We start from the raw sequence: 16168 nt of genomic DNA, 5'->3' as shown, positions 1-16168 counted from the left end.
CACCGCGCTTTGCTACGTTCGCGTTGCCATACCCCGGATTTGTGTTTCGGGCGGGAAAATCGCCAAGTCGTGGCGGATATCGTGCCGCCCATGGTCCGTGCGCTCAGCTTCGTCGGGGTGTGCGTCGTCCTGTCCGGACTGCTGATCAACACCTACCTCGCGGTTGTCGCACGCAACGTCTCACCCGCGGAGTACAGCGACTTCGGCGCCTTCTGGTCGATCGCGCTGCTCGTCGGGTTCGGTGCTTTCCTTCCGGTGGAGCAGGAACTGGCGCGCCTCGGTTCTCGCGCGCTGCGTTCGGCCGCCGTGGTCGCGCTCGCCATGGCGGTCGTCGAGTGCGCGCTGGCGGTGTTCGTGTCCCCGGCCGTCGTCGTGCTGTGCTTCCTCTCCGCGGGACAGTTCCTGGTGCGAGGAGTGCTGATCGGCAGCGGGAGGCTGGCGTGGCACGGCGGCCTGCTGGTCGTCGACACCGCCTTGCGCGTGGTGTTCGCGCTGCTCGCCGCATGGCTCGGAGCCACAACGAGCGAACAGTTCGAGTGGACGCTCGTGGCAGCGGTCGCGGTCGCCCACCTGCCGGTGCTGGCCGGCCTCTGGTGGCAGGGAGAGAGCGAGGTGCCCGTGCGCGACGTCGCGCGCGCGGTAGCACCGTTGCTCGTCGGATCTGTGTGCGCGCAGCTGTTGCTCAACGGCGTTCCGGTGCTGGTGGCCGCAGTCGCCGCTGCGGACGAACGCGCCAGGGCCGGCGTGTTCCTCGCCGCCTTCCTCCTCGCCAGGGCCCCGCTCTTCGTCGCGGTGCCGCTGCAGACGGCGCTGTTGCCGGTGATCAGCGGCAAGCCGGTGCGCGCTGTCGTGACACGGCTGGCCGCCGCGCTCGCGCTCATCGGTGCCGCGGGCGTCGCGCTCGCGTTCACGATCGGCCAGTGGCTGGTGCGACTCGTGTTCGGCCCTCTCTACGTCGTGTCCTCTGTGGACCTGGCGCTGGTCGCGCTCGGCGTCGTCGCCCACCTCGGGTTGATCGTCACGACACAGGCGCTGGTGGCGAGCGCGTTGCACAGCCGGGTCGCGTGGAGCTGGCTCGCGGGCGTTCTGGTCGCGGCCGTGACGTTCGCACTCATCCCGGATCTGTTGCTGCGCGCGGAGATCGCGTTCCTCGCCGGATCACTCGCCGGTTGGCTGACCGGCCTCCGGCTGCTCACTTCCCCACGACAGGAGAGCGGACTGTGCTCGACGACCTCGTCATCGCCCTGACCTACTACTCGCCGTACGTGTCGGGCCTGACCAACTTCGCGCGGGACGTCGCGGAGGGACTCGCCGAGCGCGGAAAACGCGTCCGCGTCGTCACCACCCGGCACGACCCGATGCTGCCGCACGAGGAAACGATCAACGGTGTGCGGGTGAGCCGCGCGCCGGTGCTCGCCCGGTTCGGCAAGGGCGTGATCAGCCCGGCGTTCGCCACGATGGTGCGTGAGGCCTCGGCGAACGCCCGCGTGCTCAACCTCCACCTGCCGATGCTGGAGGCCGGTCCGGTCGCGGCACTCGCGAAGTGCCCGGTCGTCGTGACCTACCACTGCGACGTCAGCCTGCCACCCGGTGTGGTGAACTCGGTGCAGGACAAGGTGATCGACGCGTCCAGCCGGCTGGCGATGCGCCGCGCGGCGGTCGTCGCGGTGACGAGCGAGGACTACGCGCGGGAGAGCCGGCTGTGGCCGTCGATCCAGCCGCACATGGCCGCCGTGCCGCCGCCCTGCCGCCCGGTCCCGGAAGGCGCACCGCGGTTCCGCGACGGCGCCGGCCTGCACGTCGGGTTCCTCGGCCGGATCGTGGAGGAGAAGGGCGTCGAGCACCTGGTCGACGGTTTCCGCGCGTTGAACGACCCGTCCGCGCGGCTGCTGATCGGTGGCGACTTCGGCAACGTCGCGGGCGGCAGTGTCATCGCCCGCGTGCGGGAGCACATCGACGGCGACCCGCGGATCAAGCTCCTCGGGTTCGTGCCCGACGAGGACCTCGCCGACTTCTACGCCTCCCTGGACGTGTTCGCGCTGCCCTCGGTGAACGCCTTCGAAGCGTTCGGCATCGTGCAGGTCGTCGCCATGCTGGCCGGGGTGCCGGTCCTGGCGAGCGACCTGCCCGGCGTGCGGATCCCGGTGCGGGAAACCGGTTTCGGGCTCATCGTGCCTCCCGGTGACGCGGCCGCGATCACCGCAGGGCTGCGGTCGTTGCGCGACGAGCCGCCGGTCTCCGACGGCACGGCCGCGGCGAAGTTCAGCGTCCCGGCCGTGCTCGACGCCTTCGAAGCGCTCTTCGAGAAACACGCACGGAGATGACTGATGACCCTGTTCGGCGTAGTGCAAAACGGTTCCCTCGACGCGTCTAATCCTCGTCAGGGGCCGTTTTGGCATGAGGGGGAGCCGTGCAGGAGCCGGAGTTCAGGGCTGTCGACCCGCGAAGATGTTTCCTGCTGTGGTTCGTGCCGCCGTTGACGGTGTTCGTCCTCGGGCTGGTCGTGCTGCTGGTCTCCGGGCACATCACCGGCCCGTTCCGGAACGTCACGGTGGTGCGGGCGCTGCTCGCGTCCAAGCGCGACTTCTTCCAGGACGAGCAGGTCAAGCGGATCCTGATGGCGCGCGGCTACCAGGTCCACGTGACTCCGGCGGGCTCGCGCGACCTGGCCCGCAAGCCCGACCTGGACTCCTACCACTTCGTGTTCCCGTCCGGGCACGTGGCGAACGAGCACGTGAAGACCCGGCGGACGGGCAAGCACGCGGTGCCGTTCCGGCCGTTCTTCTCGCCCGTCGTGCTCGGAACCTTCCGCGGGTACGCCGAGGCGCTGGTCAGGGCGGGTGTCGCGACACCGCACGACCAGGGTGAGCAACCGCTCTACTACAACCTCGACCTCCAGAAGTTCATGGAGCTGGTCGAGAAGCACAAGAGGTGGAACGACTACGGTGCCGCCAACGGCAACCGGGTGATCATCCAGTCACCGGATCCCTGCAAGGCCTACTCGGGGGCCGTGCTCGCCGGGTTTCTCGCGTCCGCCCGCGACGACAACCCGCCCCAGACCGTCGAGGCCGCGGAGGACCTGGCGCGCAGGATCAAGCCGCAGATCGACGCGCAGGGCCAGACCAGCGAGGACATGGCGCCGAAGTACTTCGCGCCGGAGGGGCCGACGCACGCGGCCATCGCGGTGATCTACGAGCACCAGTACCTCGCTCACCAGCTGGAGAAACGGGGCGCCGACAAGGAACGCGTGCTGCTCTACCCGACCGTGCAGCACCAGAGCACGCCCGAGCTGATCTCGTTCACCCCGGAGGGCGACCGGATCGGTGAGCTGATGATGACCGACCCGGAGCTGCGCCGGCGCGCGGTGGAGCTGGGTTTCCACTCGTTGGGCTGGAACGGGGCCACGGAGCAGGACTTCGCCGGCCACCTCAGCGAGCGCGGGGTGCCGGAGCCGCCGAGCGGTGAGCGGGGCCGGGTGGCGCTGCCCAAGGCGGAGCTGTTCGAGCGCATGATCGACGTGGTGGGCGACTGCCGATGAGGATCCTTCTCGCGGTGCTCCTGCTCCTGCTGGCGGCGTGCACTTCCAGCACACCGCAGCCGGTCCGGCTGAAGGTGCTGGCCAGCCCGGAGCTCGCCGACCTCGGTCCCGTGCTGGAGGAGCTGAAGCGCGCCACCGGCGTCGAGCTCGCGGTCGAGCACCGCGGCACGGTCGAGGCCAGCCGCTCGCTCGCCGGGTTCGACCTGGCGTGGTTGTCCACCACCAGGTTCCTGCGGCTGCGTGGTGCCGAGCCCGCGCTGTCGACGAGCATCATGACGTCCCCCGTGGTGCTCGGCGTGAAGCCCGGCAAGCGCGCCGTGCTCGGCGAGCGGCCGACGTGGGCGGACGTAGCGGACCGGGCCGCGGTGGGCGAGTTCCGTTACGGCATGGCGGATCCGCGCGTGTCCGGCGGCGGGATGGCCGCGCTCATCGGGGTCGCGACGGCGGCCGCGGGCACCGGTGCGGCGTTGCGGACCGAGGACGTGAGCTGCGACCGGCTGCAGGGTTTCCTGACGGGGCGGGTCTTCGACGTGCCGGACCCGATCGCCGAGTACGCCCGCAGGTCCGATGTGGACGGAGTGGTGGCGCACGAGTCGGAACTGTTGTCGCTCAACGCTTCGGGACGCGCCGATCCGGTGGAGATCGTGTATCCGCGGGACGGGATCGTGCTGTCGGACTACCCGCTGATGCTGGTCGATCCCGCGCACCGGGCCGCGTACGACCGGGTCGTGGAGTGGCTGAGGTCGGCCGAGGCCCAGCGGATGATCGCCGAACGCACCTGGCGGCGCCCCGTCGACCCGGCCACGCCGCGCGACGAGAAGCTGCGCGCCGACATCGGCACCGCGCTGTACTTCCCGGACCGGCAGGAGGTGCTCGACCGGTTGCTGCTCTTCCACGACCGGGCGGGCGACGGCCGCCAGGTGATCTTCGTGCTGGACTACTCGACGTCCATGCGGGGCGCTCGGATCGCCGCGCTGCGCGAGGCTTTCGCGTCCCTCAACGGGTTCGACCGCTTCCACGTCGGCGAGACCGTCACGATCGTGCGCTTCGCGGGCAGCGTGTTGGAGGAGCGCTCGATCACCGTGCGCGGACGTCAAGACCTCGACGCGCTGCTGGCCGTCGTGGCGTCCGACGACCTGCGGGACAACACGGCGATCTGGGCGGCGCTGGACCACGCGCTGCGCCTCGCCCGTGGCGAGACGACCGTCGTGCTGATGACCGACGGCGAGAACAACGCGGGACCGTCGGTGGACGAGTTCCTGCGCGTCGGACGGGGCGAGGTGCCCGTGTACCCGATCCGGTTCGGCGAGGCCTCCGCGGCGGAGCTGGACCGCGTGGCCCAGGCCAGCGGCGGCCGTCTCGTGGAGGCCGGCGCGAAGTCGTTGCTGGAGGCGGTGAGGGAGATCCGTGGCTGTCGATAGAGCGCTGTGGTGGTCCGTCGAGTGGCCCTGGATCCTGCTGTGGTCCGCGACCCTGACGGCGTTGGTCGTGGTCGTCGTCCTGGCCGTGCGGTGGACCCGCCGGCGCGCCCCGGAGTCCGAGGTGCCCGGCCTGCTGTTCTACGTCCACGGCCAGCGCATGATCAACCTGTGCAAGGTGGGCCGCTACGACGACGCGGTCACCCGCCAGTTCGTCAAGCAGATCACCGTGACCAAGAACGGCAAACTGCAGGTGGGCCCGAGCGAGTTCGGCATCGGCGTGGACGGCTCGGTGGTGGAACAGGACACCTCCAACTACGAGAAACCCGCCACCGAGATCGACGTCATCGGCGTGGTGCTGGCGGGCCTGCGCGCGGCCCACGGCGTGGTGGAGGTCGACCTGCCCACGCAGACGATCGTCGCCGACGAGGCGTGGCGGCGCAGGAAGCCTTTGCGGCTCAACGACATCCGCGACTACGTGTCGCTGCACGGCCGGTTCGAGCTCGGCGACGGAACCGACTCGAACGCGGTGCTGCTGGCTCCCGCCGGTTCGGCTCGGGTGCGGGTGGAGTGCGACCGGGCGAGCCTGCGCGACACCCTGCCGCCGGGCCAGTTCAACGCGCGGTGCCTGGGCAAGGTCCAGTCGTGGAACGCGTCGACCGGCGAGATCGTGGTGCTGCCCGTCGTCGTATTCCAGTAGACGCGTCGGGGACGATCGGCACGTGATTTCGTTGGATCAGGTGCTGGTCGTCGACGTGGAGTCGACGTGCTGGGAAGGGTCTCCGCCCGCCGGTGAGGTGTCGGAGATCATCGAGATCGGGGTGTGCCCGGTCGAGGTGGCCACTGGTGTGCGCGGGGAGCGGCGCAGCGTTCTGGTGCGGCCGTCGCGGTCGTCTGTGAGTCCATTCTGCACTCGGCTGACCACGTTGGCGCAGGAGCAGGTGTCGTCCGGGGTGTCGTTCGCCGAGGCGTGTGCGGTGCTGCGGAAGGAGTTCCGGTCGGAGCGTCGGGTTTGGGCGTCGTACGGGGACTACGACCGGAAGATGTTCGAGCGGCAATGCGCAGACTTCGGGGTGCGGTATCCGTTCGGGCCGCGGCACGTCAACGTGAAGACGCTCTTCGCGTTGATGCACAGGTTGCCGCGGGAGGTCGGGATGGCCGAGGCGGTGCGCATCGCCGGGCATCGGCTCGACGGTACGCACCACCGGGGGCACGACGACGCCTACAACATCGCCGGCCTGCTGGCCGGGCTGCTCGCCAGATGAGCATCGGTCGTCCCGAGCTCGCGGGGCTGATCGCGAAGATCACCTCGGCGATCCCGGAGGTGCGGGAGGAAGGGACCGAGAACGTCTGCGACTGGTCGCGGTCGTTCGACCCGCTGGAGGCCAGGGTGGTCGTTCGCGTCCTCTCGGTCATGGCCTGCCACGAGGAGAACTCGGTGACGCGGGAGGCTCAGCTGAACGCGATCGGGGAGATCCTGGATCCGCGGTCGATGACACGTGACGATGTCGCGCCGGTGTTCGAGATACCGGTGGCCTCCCTGGGGCCGTCGGAGATCTGCCATCTCGAGGGAATCGAGGAGGCCCTCGTCAGAAGGTGATCACGTCGGCCGTGCTCGGGTCCGTTTTGCCCGCCAGCACGGACTGCCACACCTCGACCAACTCGTCCGGCCCGCTGTGCTGCGCGATCCCCACCCACTCACCGGCCTGAGCGGTGAAGGCGCGCCAAGCCGCACCGAAGCGCTGCCCGAAGCCGTCCTGCCCCCAGTCGGCGGCGCGCTTGCGGAGCTGGTCCGGCGCGAAGAAGAACTGCGAGCGCGGGTCCGCGGAGGCCTTCTGCTGGGTGAGGCCGATCGAGATGTCCTTCACCAGCGAGGCGCCGAGCCGGTCGTGCAGGGTCGAGCGCAGGTCGGCAGAGCCGCTGAAGTCCAGGTACACCGAAGGTTCGACGTCCACTGCGGCGTCGTAGGGCAGCACGGTGTCGTAGAGGCCCAAGCTTTCCGTGAAGCCGACGTTGCGCGATGAGGTCAGGCCCACCAGCCGCACGCCGGAACCGCGCAGGCACTGGGCCGTGCCGAACGCCGTCTTGCTGGAGGCGGAGGAGATCACGACGGTGCGGGCGCCGTAGAAGTCGTTGTCCGCCAGTTGGTCGGCGAGCAGGAACGACGTCATGAACAGCGGGCGGTAGAGGACCTGGAGGTCTTCCTGCTGCGGGTCGTACGCCGGGTCCGTCGACGTCACCAGGTAGCTGTTGTAGACGGCCGGGAGCGGGGCGCGGTGGTCGGCCGTGTCGACGAAGCCCGACGAGGTCAGGCGAGCGCGCACGACGAGGTGGCTCGACATCGGCAGGTAGCCGTAGACGCGGGTGCCGGGCGGAAGGGCGTCCAATGTGGAGTCGACGACGTCGGCGAAGCCCCACAGCGGGATGACGCCGCGGCCGTCGGCGGAAACCGGGAAGAACTTCCAGTAGCCGATGAGGTCGCCGATCACGCCGTAGGTGACGTTGTTGGCGGTGAGGCCGACGCGGTCGACGCGGAGCAGCACCTCGCAGTCGCCGAGCTCGGGGGAGAGTTCGTCGTGCAGGACTTCGGTTTTGGTGAGGTCGTCGCGGTCGACGACGACGGTCCAGCGACTGATCATTGCCAGGATTCTCCTTGGTCGGGAGGTACGCTCCGGTCGTGACCGTGCCTGAAAGACTGATCGACGCCGCTACCAGCCTCTTCGCGGACAAGGGGTACGAACGCGTCGCCGTGCAGGAGATCGTGGAGCGCGCCGGTGTCACCAAAGGCGCGATGTACCACTACTTCGGGTCGAAGGACGACCTGCTGCACGAGATCTACGGGCGGTTGCTGCGCATGCAGACCGAACGGCTCGACAAGATCGCGGGAGGTGCGGGGCCGATCACCGAACGGCTGCGCGAGGCGGCCATCGACGTGATCGTCACCAGTGTGGACAACTTCGACGCCGCCAAGGTGTTCTTCCGCTCGATCGACCACCTGTCGGCCGAGAAGCAGAAGGAAGTGCGGGCGGAACGGCGGCGGTACCACGAGAAGTTCCGCGGTCTGATCGAGGAGGGGCAGCGGGACGGGACGTTCCGCGACGACGTGCCCGCGGACCTCGCCACGCACTACTTCTTCGGGTCGTTGCACCACCTGGGCACGTGGTACCGCCCGGACGGGGAGATCCCGGCCGGGCGGCTGGCTGAGCACTACGCGGATCTGCTGATCCACTCGGTCAGGGCACAATCACGCTGACGATCTCGGCGACGCACGCGGGCTTGTCGCTGCCCTCGATCTCGATGACGACCTTGGTCACGAGCTGCTTGCCCAGCGCGATGTCCGAGACGTCGAGCAGCTCGACGCCGCCGCGCACCCTGGCGCCCACGAGCACCGGCTGCGGGAAGCGGACCTTGTTGCTGCCGTAGTTGACGCCCATCTTGATGTTCTTGACGGTGTAGACGTCGCGCACCAGGTACGGCACCAGCGAGAGCGTCAGGTAGCCGTGCGCCACCGGGCCGCCGAACGGGCCCTTCTTCGCCTTCTCGACGTCGATGTGGATCCACTGGTGGTCGAGCGTCGCGTCGGCGAACAGGTTGACCTGCTCCTGCGTGATCTCGTGCCACTCGCCGAAACCGAGGTGCTCGCCCTTCGCGGCGGCGAGCTCGTCAACGCCTTCGAATACGCGCATCGATCAGTCCTTCGGTCCGCCGGCGACGTAGATGACCTGGCCGGACACGAACCCGGCGCCTTCGCTGACGAGGAACGACGCGGTGTGCGCGATGTCCTCTGGCTGGCCGACGCGCGCGACCGGGATCGTCTGCGCGGCACCGTTCACCAGGTCCTCGAACGAGATCTTCATGCGCTCGGCCGTCGCCTTGGTCATCTCGGTGGCGATGAAGCCGGGCGCGATCGCGTTGACCGTGACGCCGAACTTGCCGAGCTCGATCGCGAGGGTCTTGGTGAAGCCCTGCAGACCGGCCTTGGCGGCGGAGTAGTTGGCCTGGCCGCGGTTGCCGAGCGCGCTCGTGCTCGACAGGTTGACGATGCGGCCCCAGCCCTCCTTCGTCTGGTAGGCCTGGACGGCCTTGCTCATCAGGAACGCGCCGCGCAGGTGCACGTTCATGACCGTGTCCCAGTCGCTCACGGTCATCTTGAACAGCAGGTTGTCGCGCAGCACACCGGCGTTGTTGATCAGCACGGTCGGCGGGCCGAGCTTCTCGGCGACCTGCGCCACCGCGGCGTTGACCTGCTCCTCGTCGGAGACGTCGACCTTGAGGCCGATGGCGCGCCCACCGCCCGCGACGATCTTGTCGGCGCCGTCGAGCACGCCCTGCTCGTCGAGGTCGAGCAACGCGACGGCCAGGCCGTCCGCGGCGAGACGCTGGGCGACGGCGGCACCGATACCGCGAGCCGCGCCGGTGACGATGGCAACCCTGTCGGCCACGGGTCCTCCTTCGTTGGGGGATGGTGAGCTAAGCAAGCGCTTAGTAACGTACCTATCAGTCCGCTTGACGTCCAGCGCTGTGCGGACGACCATACCGACTGGTCGGAATGTTGCCCAGATCGTCGTCAATCGAGTCAGCTCAGAGTGGTCTCAGCGAGGAGGCAGATGCCCGTGGAACTCACCGGCAAGGTCGCACTCATCACCGGTGGATCGAACGGCATCGGTGCCGCGTCCGCCCGGCGCCTGGCTTCGCTCGGGGTTCGTGTCGTCGTCGCGGACATCGACGCTGACCAGGGCAAAGTCGTCGCCGACGAGGTCGGTGGCGTGTTCGTGCGCTGCGACGTGACGCAGCCCGCCGACTCGGCCGCCGCGGTGGAGACCGCCGTGCGCGAGTTCGGTGGGCTCGACATCGCGTTCCTGAACGCGGGCATCGGCACGGGATGCTCGTTGGGCGACGACTTCGACGTCGAGCGCTACCGCCGTGCGATGGCCATCAACCTCGATGGCGTCGTCTACGGCGTGCACGCCGCGTTGCCCGAACTGCAGAAGCGCGGCGGTCAGATCATCGCCACGGCGTCGATGGCCGGCCTCATGCCGATGCCGGGCGATCCGGTTTACGGCGCCAACAAGGCTGCTGTGGTCGGCCTGGTCCGTGCGCTGGCCGGTGCGTACTCGGACATCCGGGTGAACGCGCTCTGCCCGGCGTTCGCGGACACCAACATCATCACACCGCTGCGGTCGACGCTGGAGGACATCGGCATGCCGATCCTGCCCGTGTCCGCCGTGGTGGACGCGTTCATGTCCATTGTGGAGGGTTCGGGCACCGGCGAGGCGTGGTTCGTGCAGTCCGGCCGGGAGTCGGAGCCGTTCGCGTTCCGCAACCCGCCAGGGCCGCGCGCCGCCGACGGCTCGCGGGTCGAGGCCGCCAAGAAGGACCCCATTTCGATCGCGCTCAAGGAGAGCTGACGTGCGTGCCATCCAGATCACCGAGTTCGGTGGGCCCGAGGTGCTTCAGCAGGTGGAGCTGCCCGATCCGGTACCGGGCGAGGGCGAGGTGCTGATCAACGTCTCGCGCGCCGGGCTCAACTACGCGGACACGCACCAGGCGGAGAACTCCTACCTGGCGAAGATGACGCTGCCGCTCGTGCCGGGCGGTGAAGTCGTCGGCACCACCGAGGACGGGCGTCGTGTCGTCGCGCTCACCAAGAACTCCGGCGGCTACGCGGAAAAGGCTGTCGCGCCGGCGTTGACGACGTTCGACGTGCCGGACGGCGTGGACGACCTCACGGCGCTGTCGTTGATCGTGCAGGGCGCGACGGCCTGGCTGCTGCTGCGGAAGTCGACTCACCTGGAGCCCGGCGAGTCGGTCGTCGTGCACGCCGCCGCCGGTGGTGTCGGCACGATCGCCGTGCAGCTGGCCAAGCTGTGGGGAGCCGGGCGCGTCATCGCCACCGCTTCCTCCGACGACAAGCGGAAGCTGGCGCTGGACCTCGGTGCGGACGTGGCGATCGACTCGCGCGCCGAGGACATGACCGCCGCGCTGATCGAGGCGAACAACGGACGGCGCGTCGACATCGTGCTGGACATGACGGGAGGGGCTACCACTGACCAGTCGCTGGTGGCGCTGGCTCCGTTCGGGCGGCTTGCGTTTTATGGCATGGCCTCGCGGGAAAGGCCGAAGCCGGTCGACCTCGGGGCGCTGCTCGTGCACTCCACGACCGTTGCGGGTATGTGGCTGCCACACGCCCTGAAGGTGCGGGACGCTGAGCACGGCACCCTCGCCCACCGCGCGATGGCCGAACTGTTCCAGCTCGTCGTCGACGGCAAGCTGAAGGCGGTTCCCGGCGGGGAGTACGGCATGGGCGAGATCCGGCAGGCGCACGAGGACCTGCGCTCCCGCAAGACCGCGGGCAAGCTCCTGCTGGACCCGTCGCGCTGAACGATGAACGGCGCTTTTGTGCACTCCAGGTGCACAAAAGCGCCGTTCATCGTTTCAGGTGTTACTCGGAGAGCTCGGCGAGCTGGGCCTTCACCCTGGCCAGCTCGGCCTCCAGCTCCTCCATGCGGGTGCGGTGCTGGTCGCGCGCCGCCTCGAGCACCGTTTCGATGCCCTCCGCGATGTCGGAGTGCAGTTCCTTCGCCGCCTTGGCCACCGCGATGGCCGGGATGACGAGGCCCGACACCACGCGCTGCGTGCCGTGGACCAGGTCGGCCTGCCATTCACCCTCGGCGGTACCGGTCACCGTGAGCGTGAGCTCGACGGTGCGGGTCTTCTTCGCCGTGCTCTTGGCGCGGGCGGCCTTCGGCTTCTCGGCCTTGGGGGCCTCAGCCTTCGGCGTCTCAGCCTTGGGAGCCTCGACCGGCTTCGCAGCCTCGGCCTCGGGGGCCGGCGCCGGAGTCTCCTCCACGACGGTCTCCTCGACTGCCTGCACCTCGGTGAGCGTGTCCGACACGATCAGGTTTCCTCTCTGCGCAACGACGTGACCCCGCGCACATCCTAGAACACGTGTTCGATCAGACGTGAATGGGGTCAGCGCAGAGCCTAGTCAGTACGGCGGGAGCTGCACGCGCCACTGCCGTTCGACGTCCAGGACACCGGGCACCGAACGCAGCGACGGGATCGCGCGGACCTCGACGGTGCCGGTCACCACGCCCAGCGCCTCCAGGACGGTGTCCACCACCAGGCCCGCCTCCCGCAGGTCGTCGAGGACCTGCGGGAGGCTGCCTTCGGTCACGGACACCATCACCTGGTCCACCGAAGTGGTCATGGCGCCTGAACGAGCCCGGTGCCGATGTCGGTGGACGGCAGCGGGAGCCGCAGCGCGGTGCCGACCAGGCGGGCCCACAGCTCGAAGCCCCGTGCGCCGGTCTTCTCGGCGATCAGGACCGCGACGCCCGAGACGTGCGGGGTGGCCATGGACGTGCCGCGCAGGCGGCGGTACTTCTCCGGGAGCTTGAAGGACGAGTAGACGTCCACTCCCGGTGCGCAGACGTCGATCTGACCGATCTTGTCGGCGCTGCCGGACGAGAACTGCGCGATGGCGCGGTTCACGTCGATGGCGGCCACGGCGATGATGGACGGGCAGCGGGCCGGGTGGCCCACGGGTGCGATCTTGGCCGGGCGCATGGACGCGTTGCCCGCCGCGGCGATGATCAGGGTGCCCTTGGCCATGGCGCGCTGGGCCACGGTCTCGTAGATCTGCGAGTACGGCGTGCCCGCCGGGACGTCGGCGCCCAGGGACATCGAGATGACCGCGCAGCCGTTGGCCACGGCCCAGTCGATGCCCGCGAGGATGCCGCCGTCGGAGCCGGAGCCCGCGTTGGACAGGACCTTGCCCGCGAAGATCTCGGCTTCGTGGGCGACGCCGTAGCCCGGCAGGGTGGCCGGCTTGCGCGGGCCCGCCGACGTGCCGATGCAGTGCGTGCCGTGGCCGTGGCCGTCCTGCACGTCCTCACCGGTGATGAACGACTTCGTGGTGATCGAGCGGCCCTGGAAGTCCGGGTGGTTCTTCTCCCACCCGGTGTCGAGGACGGCCAGTTTGACGCCCTTGCCGGTCGCGGTGCTGACGTCGGCGCCCACCGCCTGCAAACCCCAGGTCAGGACCGACTCGTCGGCCGCCGGTTCGATGTCTTCTGCCGGTGCGGCGTCGAACGCGTGCACGACGCGTTCCGGCTCGACGATCTGGACCGGGCCGGGACGCTCCGCCGCGCCGTTCAGCTCGGCCAGCAGGTTCGGGTCGGCGGACACGACCGCGACACCCAGCTCGGGGAACACCTGGACGGTGTCCGGGTCCAGATCGCCGCTGTTCGGGTCGAACCCGGCGATCGCGCCGAGCTCGGCCACCCCCTCCTCGACGGCGTCCTCCTGCAGCAGCACCAGGAACCGGCCGGTGGTCTCCACTTCCGCGGGTTCGGTCATGACGGATCGCCCCTACTCTCTGCTAGCCCCTACTAGAGAGAGTCGTCATCCGGGGGCTTGTGTTTCAGACCGTTTGCCTTCTTCGCTGAAAGAATTCCCCGATCGGCTCAACGTACTTGGCCGCGATCGGCCCCAGGATCGCCATCAGCAGCACGTACGCGGTTGCGAGAGCTGCCAGGTCGCCGTTCACCTGTCCGGACGCCACGGCCAGGCCCGCGATGACGATGGAGAACTCGCCGCGCGCCACCAGCGCCGCGCCCGCACGGATGCGGCCCATCTTGCCGATGCCCTGCCTGCGGGCCGCCCACCAGCCCGTGACGACCTTCGTGGCGGTCGTGATGGCTGCCAGCGCGACGGCGATTCCGAGAACGGGTGGAATCGAGCGCGGGTCGGTGTTGAGTCCGAACACGACGAAGAACATCGCCGCGAACAGGTCGCGCAGGGGTTCGAGCAGGCGCGTGGCGTTCTCGGCGGTCGAGCCGGAGATCGCGATGCCGAGCAGGAACGCGCCGACCGCCGCCGACACCTGCAGCTGCGAGGCGACACCGGCCACGAGCAACGCCGAGCCGAGGAGCTTCAGCAGGAACACCTCGTGGTCGGGACTGTCCACAATGGCCGAGATGAACCTGCCGTACTTCAACGCCACCACCAGGACCACGGTGATCGCGAGCAACGAGATGCCGACCGACGTGAGCCCGCCGAGGAAGCTCACGCCCGACAGCACGGCCGTGAGCACCGGCAGGTAGACGGCCATCGCCAGGTCCTCGAACACGAGCACGGACAGCACGACCGGCGTCTCGCGGTTGCCCAGCCGGCCGAGGTCGCCGAGGACCTTCGCGACGATGCCGGACGACGAGATGTACGTGACGCCCGCCATCGCCAGCGCCGCCACCGGGCCCCAGCCCAGCAGCAACGCCGCGATCGCGCCCGGTGCCGCGTTGAGCACGAGGTCGAGCACGCCCGCCATCCACGAGCGCTTCAGGCCCGTGGTGAGCTCGGACGCCGAGTACTCGAGACCCAGCAGCAGGAGCAGCAGCACGACGCCGATCTCGCTGGCGAGGTGCGTGAACTCCTCGATGCCGTGTAACGGGACTAAGCCACCGGCGCCGAAGGCGAGGCCGCCGAGGAGGTAGAGGGGAATGGGCGAGATGCCCATCTTCCAGGCGACGCGGCCGAGCAGACCCAGGCCGAAGAAGACGCCACCCAGCTGGATCATGGCGACAGTGGTCTCGTGCACAGTGATTAACCGCCGTGGAGGATCTCAGCGGCGGCGTCGAGGCCTTCCGCGGTGCCGACGACGACAGCGAGGTCGCCGTTTTCGAAGAGGAAGTCGGGGCCGGGCGACGGGTGTGCGTTGCCCGAGCGCACGACGGCCACGATGGACGCACCGGTCCTCGTGCGCAGAGCGGTCTCACCGAGCGTGCGGTTGGCGAACGCGGTGACCGGCAGCTGACGGGTGGTGATACCGGTGATGTCGCGGTGCTCCTCGCGCAGGTGGGCGACGAGCTGCGGCGCGCCGAGCAGGCCCGCGAGCGTGTTCGCCTCTTCCGGTGAGAGGGGTATCGACGCGGCACAGGAATCGGGATCCGACGCCTTCGAGAGGATGAGCTCGAACCGGCCGTCCCGGTATGTGATCACGCCGACGCGGCGTCCGGCGCGGATCATGAAGTCCTGGCGCGTTCCGATTCCCGGCAAAGGCGTGATCTCGACGTTCACACAGATCATGATACGGGGATGAGTCTGCGAGTACGCCCGGTGCGACGCGGGTGGGTGGTGCGCGACCGCGTGCCAGGTCCCGACGTCGACGAGTTCGCCGAACCCGGTCAGGTGATCGGCGCGCTCGCCAGAGCACCGCACGGCACGTTGCTGGGCGTGCAGCACCCGCACCGCACCCCTGCCGCCCTGGCCGCGGGGACGCGTCTGCTGGATGCGCTGCCGCACGCCCGCACCGAGCTCGCGGCGCTGATCCGGCGGGCGTACCGCGAGGTGACCGACGTCGTCGCGCCGTACCGGGTGGACGGACCGGACGGCACGGCGTGCGGCGTGCTGTGCCTCGTCGACCCGGACGCGATCGCGCACACCGAGGACGTCTACCCGGACGTGGTCGCCGAACGCGGCCAGGTGCTCGCCTCGCTCGGCACCGCCACGAGCGCCGCGATGCTCATCCCGATCACGCCGCACGACGGGCTGACCGATCTCGTGCTCGGCATGACCGACGAGCCGGAGGTGTCCCTTGTGGACTCCGGCGGGCGCAGGCACTGGGTGTGGCTCGTCGGGCCGGGCGCGCTGCAGGACGCGTTCCTCGAAGCGGCGGGCGCGCACCCGTTGCTCGTGGCGGACGGCAATCACCGCGTCGCGGCGGCGCGGTCAGCGGGACTGTCCGGTTTGCTGGCACTGGTCACGTCAGGGCCAGGGCTGCGAGTCGGGCCGATCCACCGGGCGATCGCAGGCACCGGGTTGGGTGCGTCCGATCTGGTGACCGCGTGGGAACGGGTGGGGCTGACGGTGTCGTCGTTGCCCTACGTCGTCGACCCCGAGCCGGGAGTGGTCGTCGTGCGGTGCGCCGACGAGGTCCTGCGGGTGGAACTCCCTGCGGCGCAAGGGATCGACCACGCCGTCGTGGAGTCCGTCCTGCTGGACGAGGCGCTCGGGCTGGACCCGGAGAGCCCGTGCGTGCGGCCGGTCGTGGACCCCTCGGTCGAGGCGGAGGCGGTGCTGCTCATCGCGCCGGTGCCGATGGAGGAAGTGCTGGCCGGCACCAAGATGCCGCGCAAGAGCACGTACTTCACGCCCAAACCGCGCAGTGGCTTGCTGCTCGCCGACCTGTCTCATCCGTAGGGCCCTGCCTGGC

General features: G+C 69.4%; 19 protein-coding genes. 11 read left to right on the top strand and 8 right to left on the bottom strand.

The features are described 5' to 3' along the window. The first annotated feature begins 90 nt into the window (after window positions 1-90). The 7 genes from IEZ09_RS46815 to IEZ09_RS29490 all read left to right on the top strand — a co-directional run bounded on the left by IEZ09_RS46815 (window position 91) and on the right by IEZ09_RS29490 (window position 6556). Window positions 91-1248 (top strand): polysaccharide biosynthesis protein, encoded by a 1158-nt coding sequence (locus IEZ09_RS46815; RefSeq protein WP_229813062.1) that lies wholly within the window; start codon window positions 91-93, stop codon window positions 1246-1248. Beyond that, entirely contained in the window at window positions 1221-2324 is a 1104-nt protein-coding gene (locus IEZ09_RS46810; protein WP_229813061.1) for a glycosyltransferase family 4 protein, read from the top strand. The genes IEZ09_RS46815 and IEZ09_RS46810 overlap by 28 nt, the downstream gene beginning before the upstream one ends. 86 nt (window positions 2325-2410) lie before the next feature. Beyond that, on the top strand, window positions 2411-3538 hold the full coding sequence (locus IEZ09_RS29510; RefSeq protein ID WP_189257058.1) for a hypothetical protein: 1128 nt from the start codon (window positions 2411-2413) through the stop codon (window positions 3536-3538). Next, entirely contained in the window at window positions 3535-4959 is a 1425-nt protein-coding gene (locus tag IEZ09_RS29505) for a vWA domain-containing protein (protein WP_189257057.1), read from the top strand. Before IEZ09_RS29510 ends, IEZ09_RS29505 begins: the two co-directional genes overlap by 4 nt. Then, window positions 4946-5656 carry a hypothetical protein gene (locus tag IEZ09_RS29500; protein WP_189257056.1) on the top strand — a complete coding sequence of 237 codons (711 nt, stop codon included), beginning with the start codon at window positions 4946-4948 and terminating at the stop codon, window positions 5654-5656. Before IEZ09_RS29505 ends, IEZ09_RS29500 begins: the two co-directional genes overlap by 14 nt. A 22-nt stretch (window positions 5657-5678) precedes the next feature. Continuing rightward, window positions 5679-6221, top strand: coding sequence for a 3'-5' exonuclease (locus IEZ09_RS29495; RefSeq protein WP_189257055.1), 543 nt, complete (start codon window positions 5679-5681; stop codon window positions 6219-6221). Further along, complete coding sequence (locus IEZ09_RS29490; RefSeq protein WP_189257054.1) at window positions 6218-6556, top strand: hypothetical protein; 339 nt, start codon at window positions 6218-6220, stop codon at window positions 6554-6556. Before IEZ09_RS29495 ends, IEZ09_RS29490 begins: the two co-directional genes overlap by 4 nt. On the opposite strand, the gene IEZ09_RS29485 is transcribed toward IEZ09_RS29490, so the two are convergent. Next, complete coding sequence (locus IEZ09_RS29485) at window positions 6546-7595, bottom strand: DUF2855 family protein (protein ID WP_189257053.1); 1050 nt, start codon at window positions 7593-7595, stop codon at window positions 6546-6548. The two genes, IEZ09_RS29490 and IEZ09_RS29485, sit on opposite strands and share 11 nt — an antisense overlap. A 38-nt stretch (window positions 7596-7633) precedes the next feature. Here IEZ09_RS29485 and IEZ09_RS29480 point away from each other — a divergent pair, with 38 nt between their 5' ends. Continuing rightward, the gene (locus IEZ09_RS29480; RefSeq protein WP_229813060.1) at window positions 7634-8209 is read left to right on the top strand and encodes a TetR/AcrR family transcriptional regulator; all 576 of its coding nucleotides are present in this window, start codon (window positions 7634-7636) and stop codon (window positions 8207-8209) included. On the opposite strand, the gene IEZ09_RS29475 is transcribed toward IEZ09_RS29480, so the two are convergent. Continuing rightward, a complete protein-coding gene (locus IEZ09_RS29475; protein WP_189257051.1) occupies window positions 8190-8642 on the bottom strand; it encodes a MaoC family dehydratase in 453 nt (150 codons plus the stop codon). The genes IEZ09_RS29480 and IEZ09_RS29475 overlap by 20 nt on opposite strands. A 3-nt stretch (window positions 8643-8645) precedes the next feature. Then, the gene (fabG, locus tag IEZ09_RS29470; RefSeq protein WP_229813059.1) at window positions 8646-9398 is read right to left on the bottom strand and encodes a 3-oxoacyl-ACP reductase FabG; all 753 of its coding nucleotides are present in this window, start codon (window positions 9396-9398) and stop codon (window positions 8646-8648) included. A gap of 165 nt (window positions 9399-9563) precedes the next feature. Between fabG and IEZ09_RS29465 the strand changes: the two genes are divergently transcribed. After that, a complete protein-coding gene (locus IEZ09_RS29465) occupies window positions 9564-10364 on the top strand; it encodes an SDR family NAD(P)-dependent oxidoreductase (protein WP_189257049.1) in 801 nt (266 codons plus the stop codon). Between the two features lies 1 nt (window position 10365). After that, window positions 10366-11337, top strand: a complete 972-nt coding sequence (locus IEZ09_RS29460; protein WP_189257048.1) for a quinone oxidoreductase family protein — start codon at window positions 10366-10368, stop codon at window positions 11335-11337. A 61-nt stretch (window positions 11338-11398) separates the two neighbouring features. Here IEZ09_RS29460 and IEZ09_RS29455 read toward each other — a convergent pair whose 3' ends face one another. From IEZ09_RS29455 to IEZ09_RS29435, 5 genes are all read right to left on the bottom strand, one after another. Continuing rightward, window positions 11399-11851: a DUF6319 family protein gene (locus IEZ09_RS29455; RefSeq protein ID WP_229813058.1), complete on the bottom strand. Its 453-nt coding sequence runs from the start codon at window positions 11849-11851 to the stop codon at window positions 11399-11401. Between the two features lie 93 nt (window positions 11852-11944). Continuing rightward, the gene (locus IEZ09_RS29450; RefSeq protein ID WP_229813057.1) at window positions 11945-12166 is read right to left on the bottom strand and encodes a hypothetical protein; all 222 of its coding nucleotides are present in this window, start codon (window positions 12164-12166) and stop codon (window positions 11945-11947) included. Further along, entirely contained in the window at window positions 12163-13317 is a 1155-nt protein-coding gene (locus tag IEZ09_RS29445; RefSeq protein WP_189257047.1) for a S8 family peptidase, read from the bottom strand. Before IEZ09_RS29445 ends, IEZ09_RS29450 begins: the two co-directional genes overlap by 4 nt. Window positions 13318-13381: 64 nt before the next feature. After that, window positions 13382-14533, bottom strand: coding sequence for a cation:proton antiporter (locus tag IEZ09_RS29440; protein ID WP_301325955.1), 1152 nt, complete (start codon window positions 14531-14533; stop codon window positions 13382-13384). 26 nt (window positions 14534-14559) lie between these two features. Then, a complete protein-coding gene (locus IEZ09_RS29435; RefSeq protein ID WP_189257045.1) occupies window positions 14560-15033 on the bottom strand; it encodes a cation:proton antiporter regulatory subunit in 474 nt (157 codons plus the stop codon). 18 nt (window positions 15034-15051) lie between these two features. Here IEZ09_RS29435 and IEZ09_RS29430 point away from each other — a divergent pair, with 18 nt between their 5' ends. Then, window positions 15052-16155 (top strand): DUF1015 family protein, encoded by a 1104-nt coding sequence (locus tag IEZ09_RS29430; protein WP_189257044.1) that lies wholly within the window; start codon window positions 15052-15054, stop codon window positions 16153-16155. Window positions 16156-16168: the final 13 nt, after the last annotated feature.

This window comes from Lentzea flava, from assembly GCF_014648475.1.
Lineage (GTDB): Bacteria > Actinomycetota > Actinomycetes > Mycobacteriales > Pseudonocardiaceae > Lentzea > Lentzea flava.
This window is presented reverse-complemented; position numbering and strand designations above follow the sequence as displayed.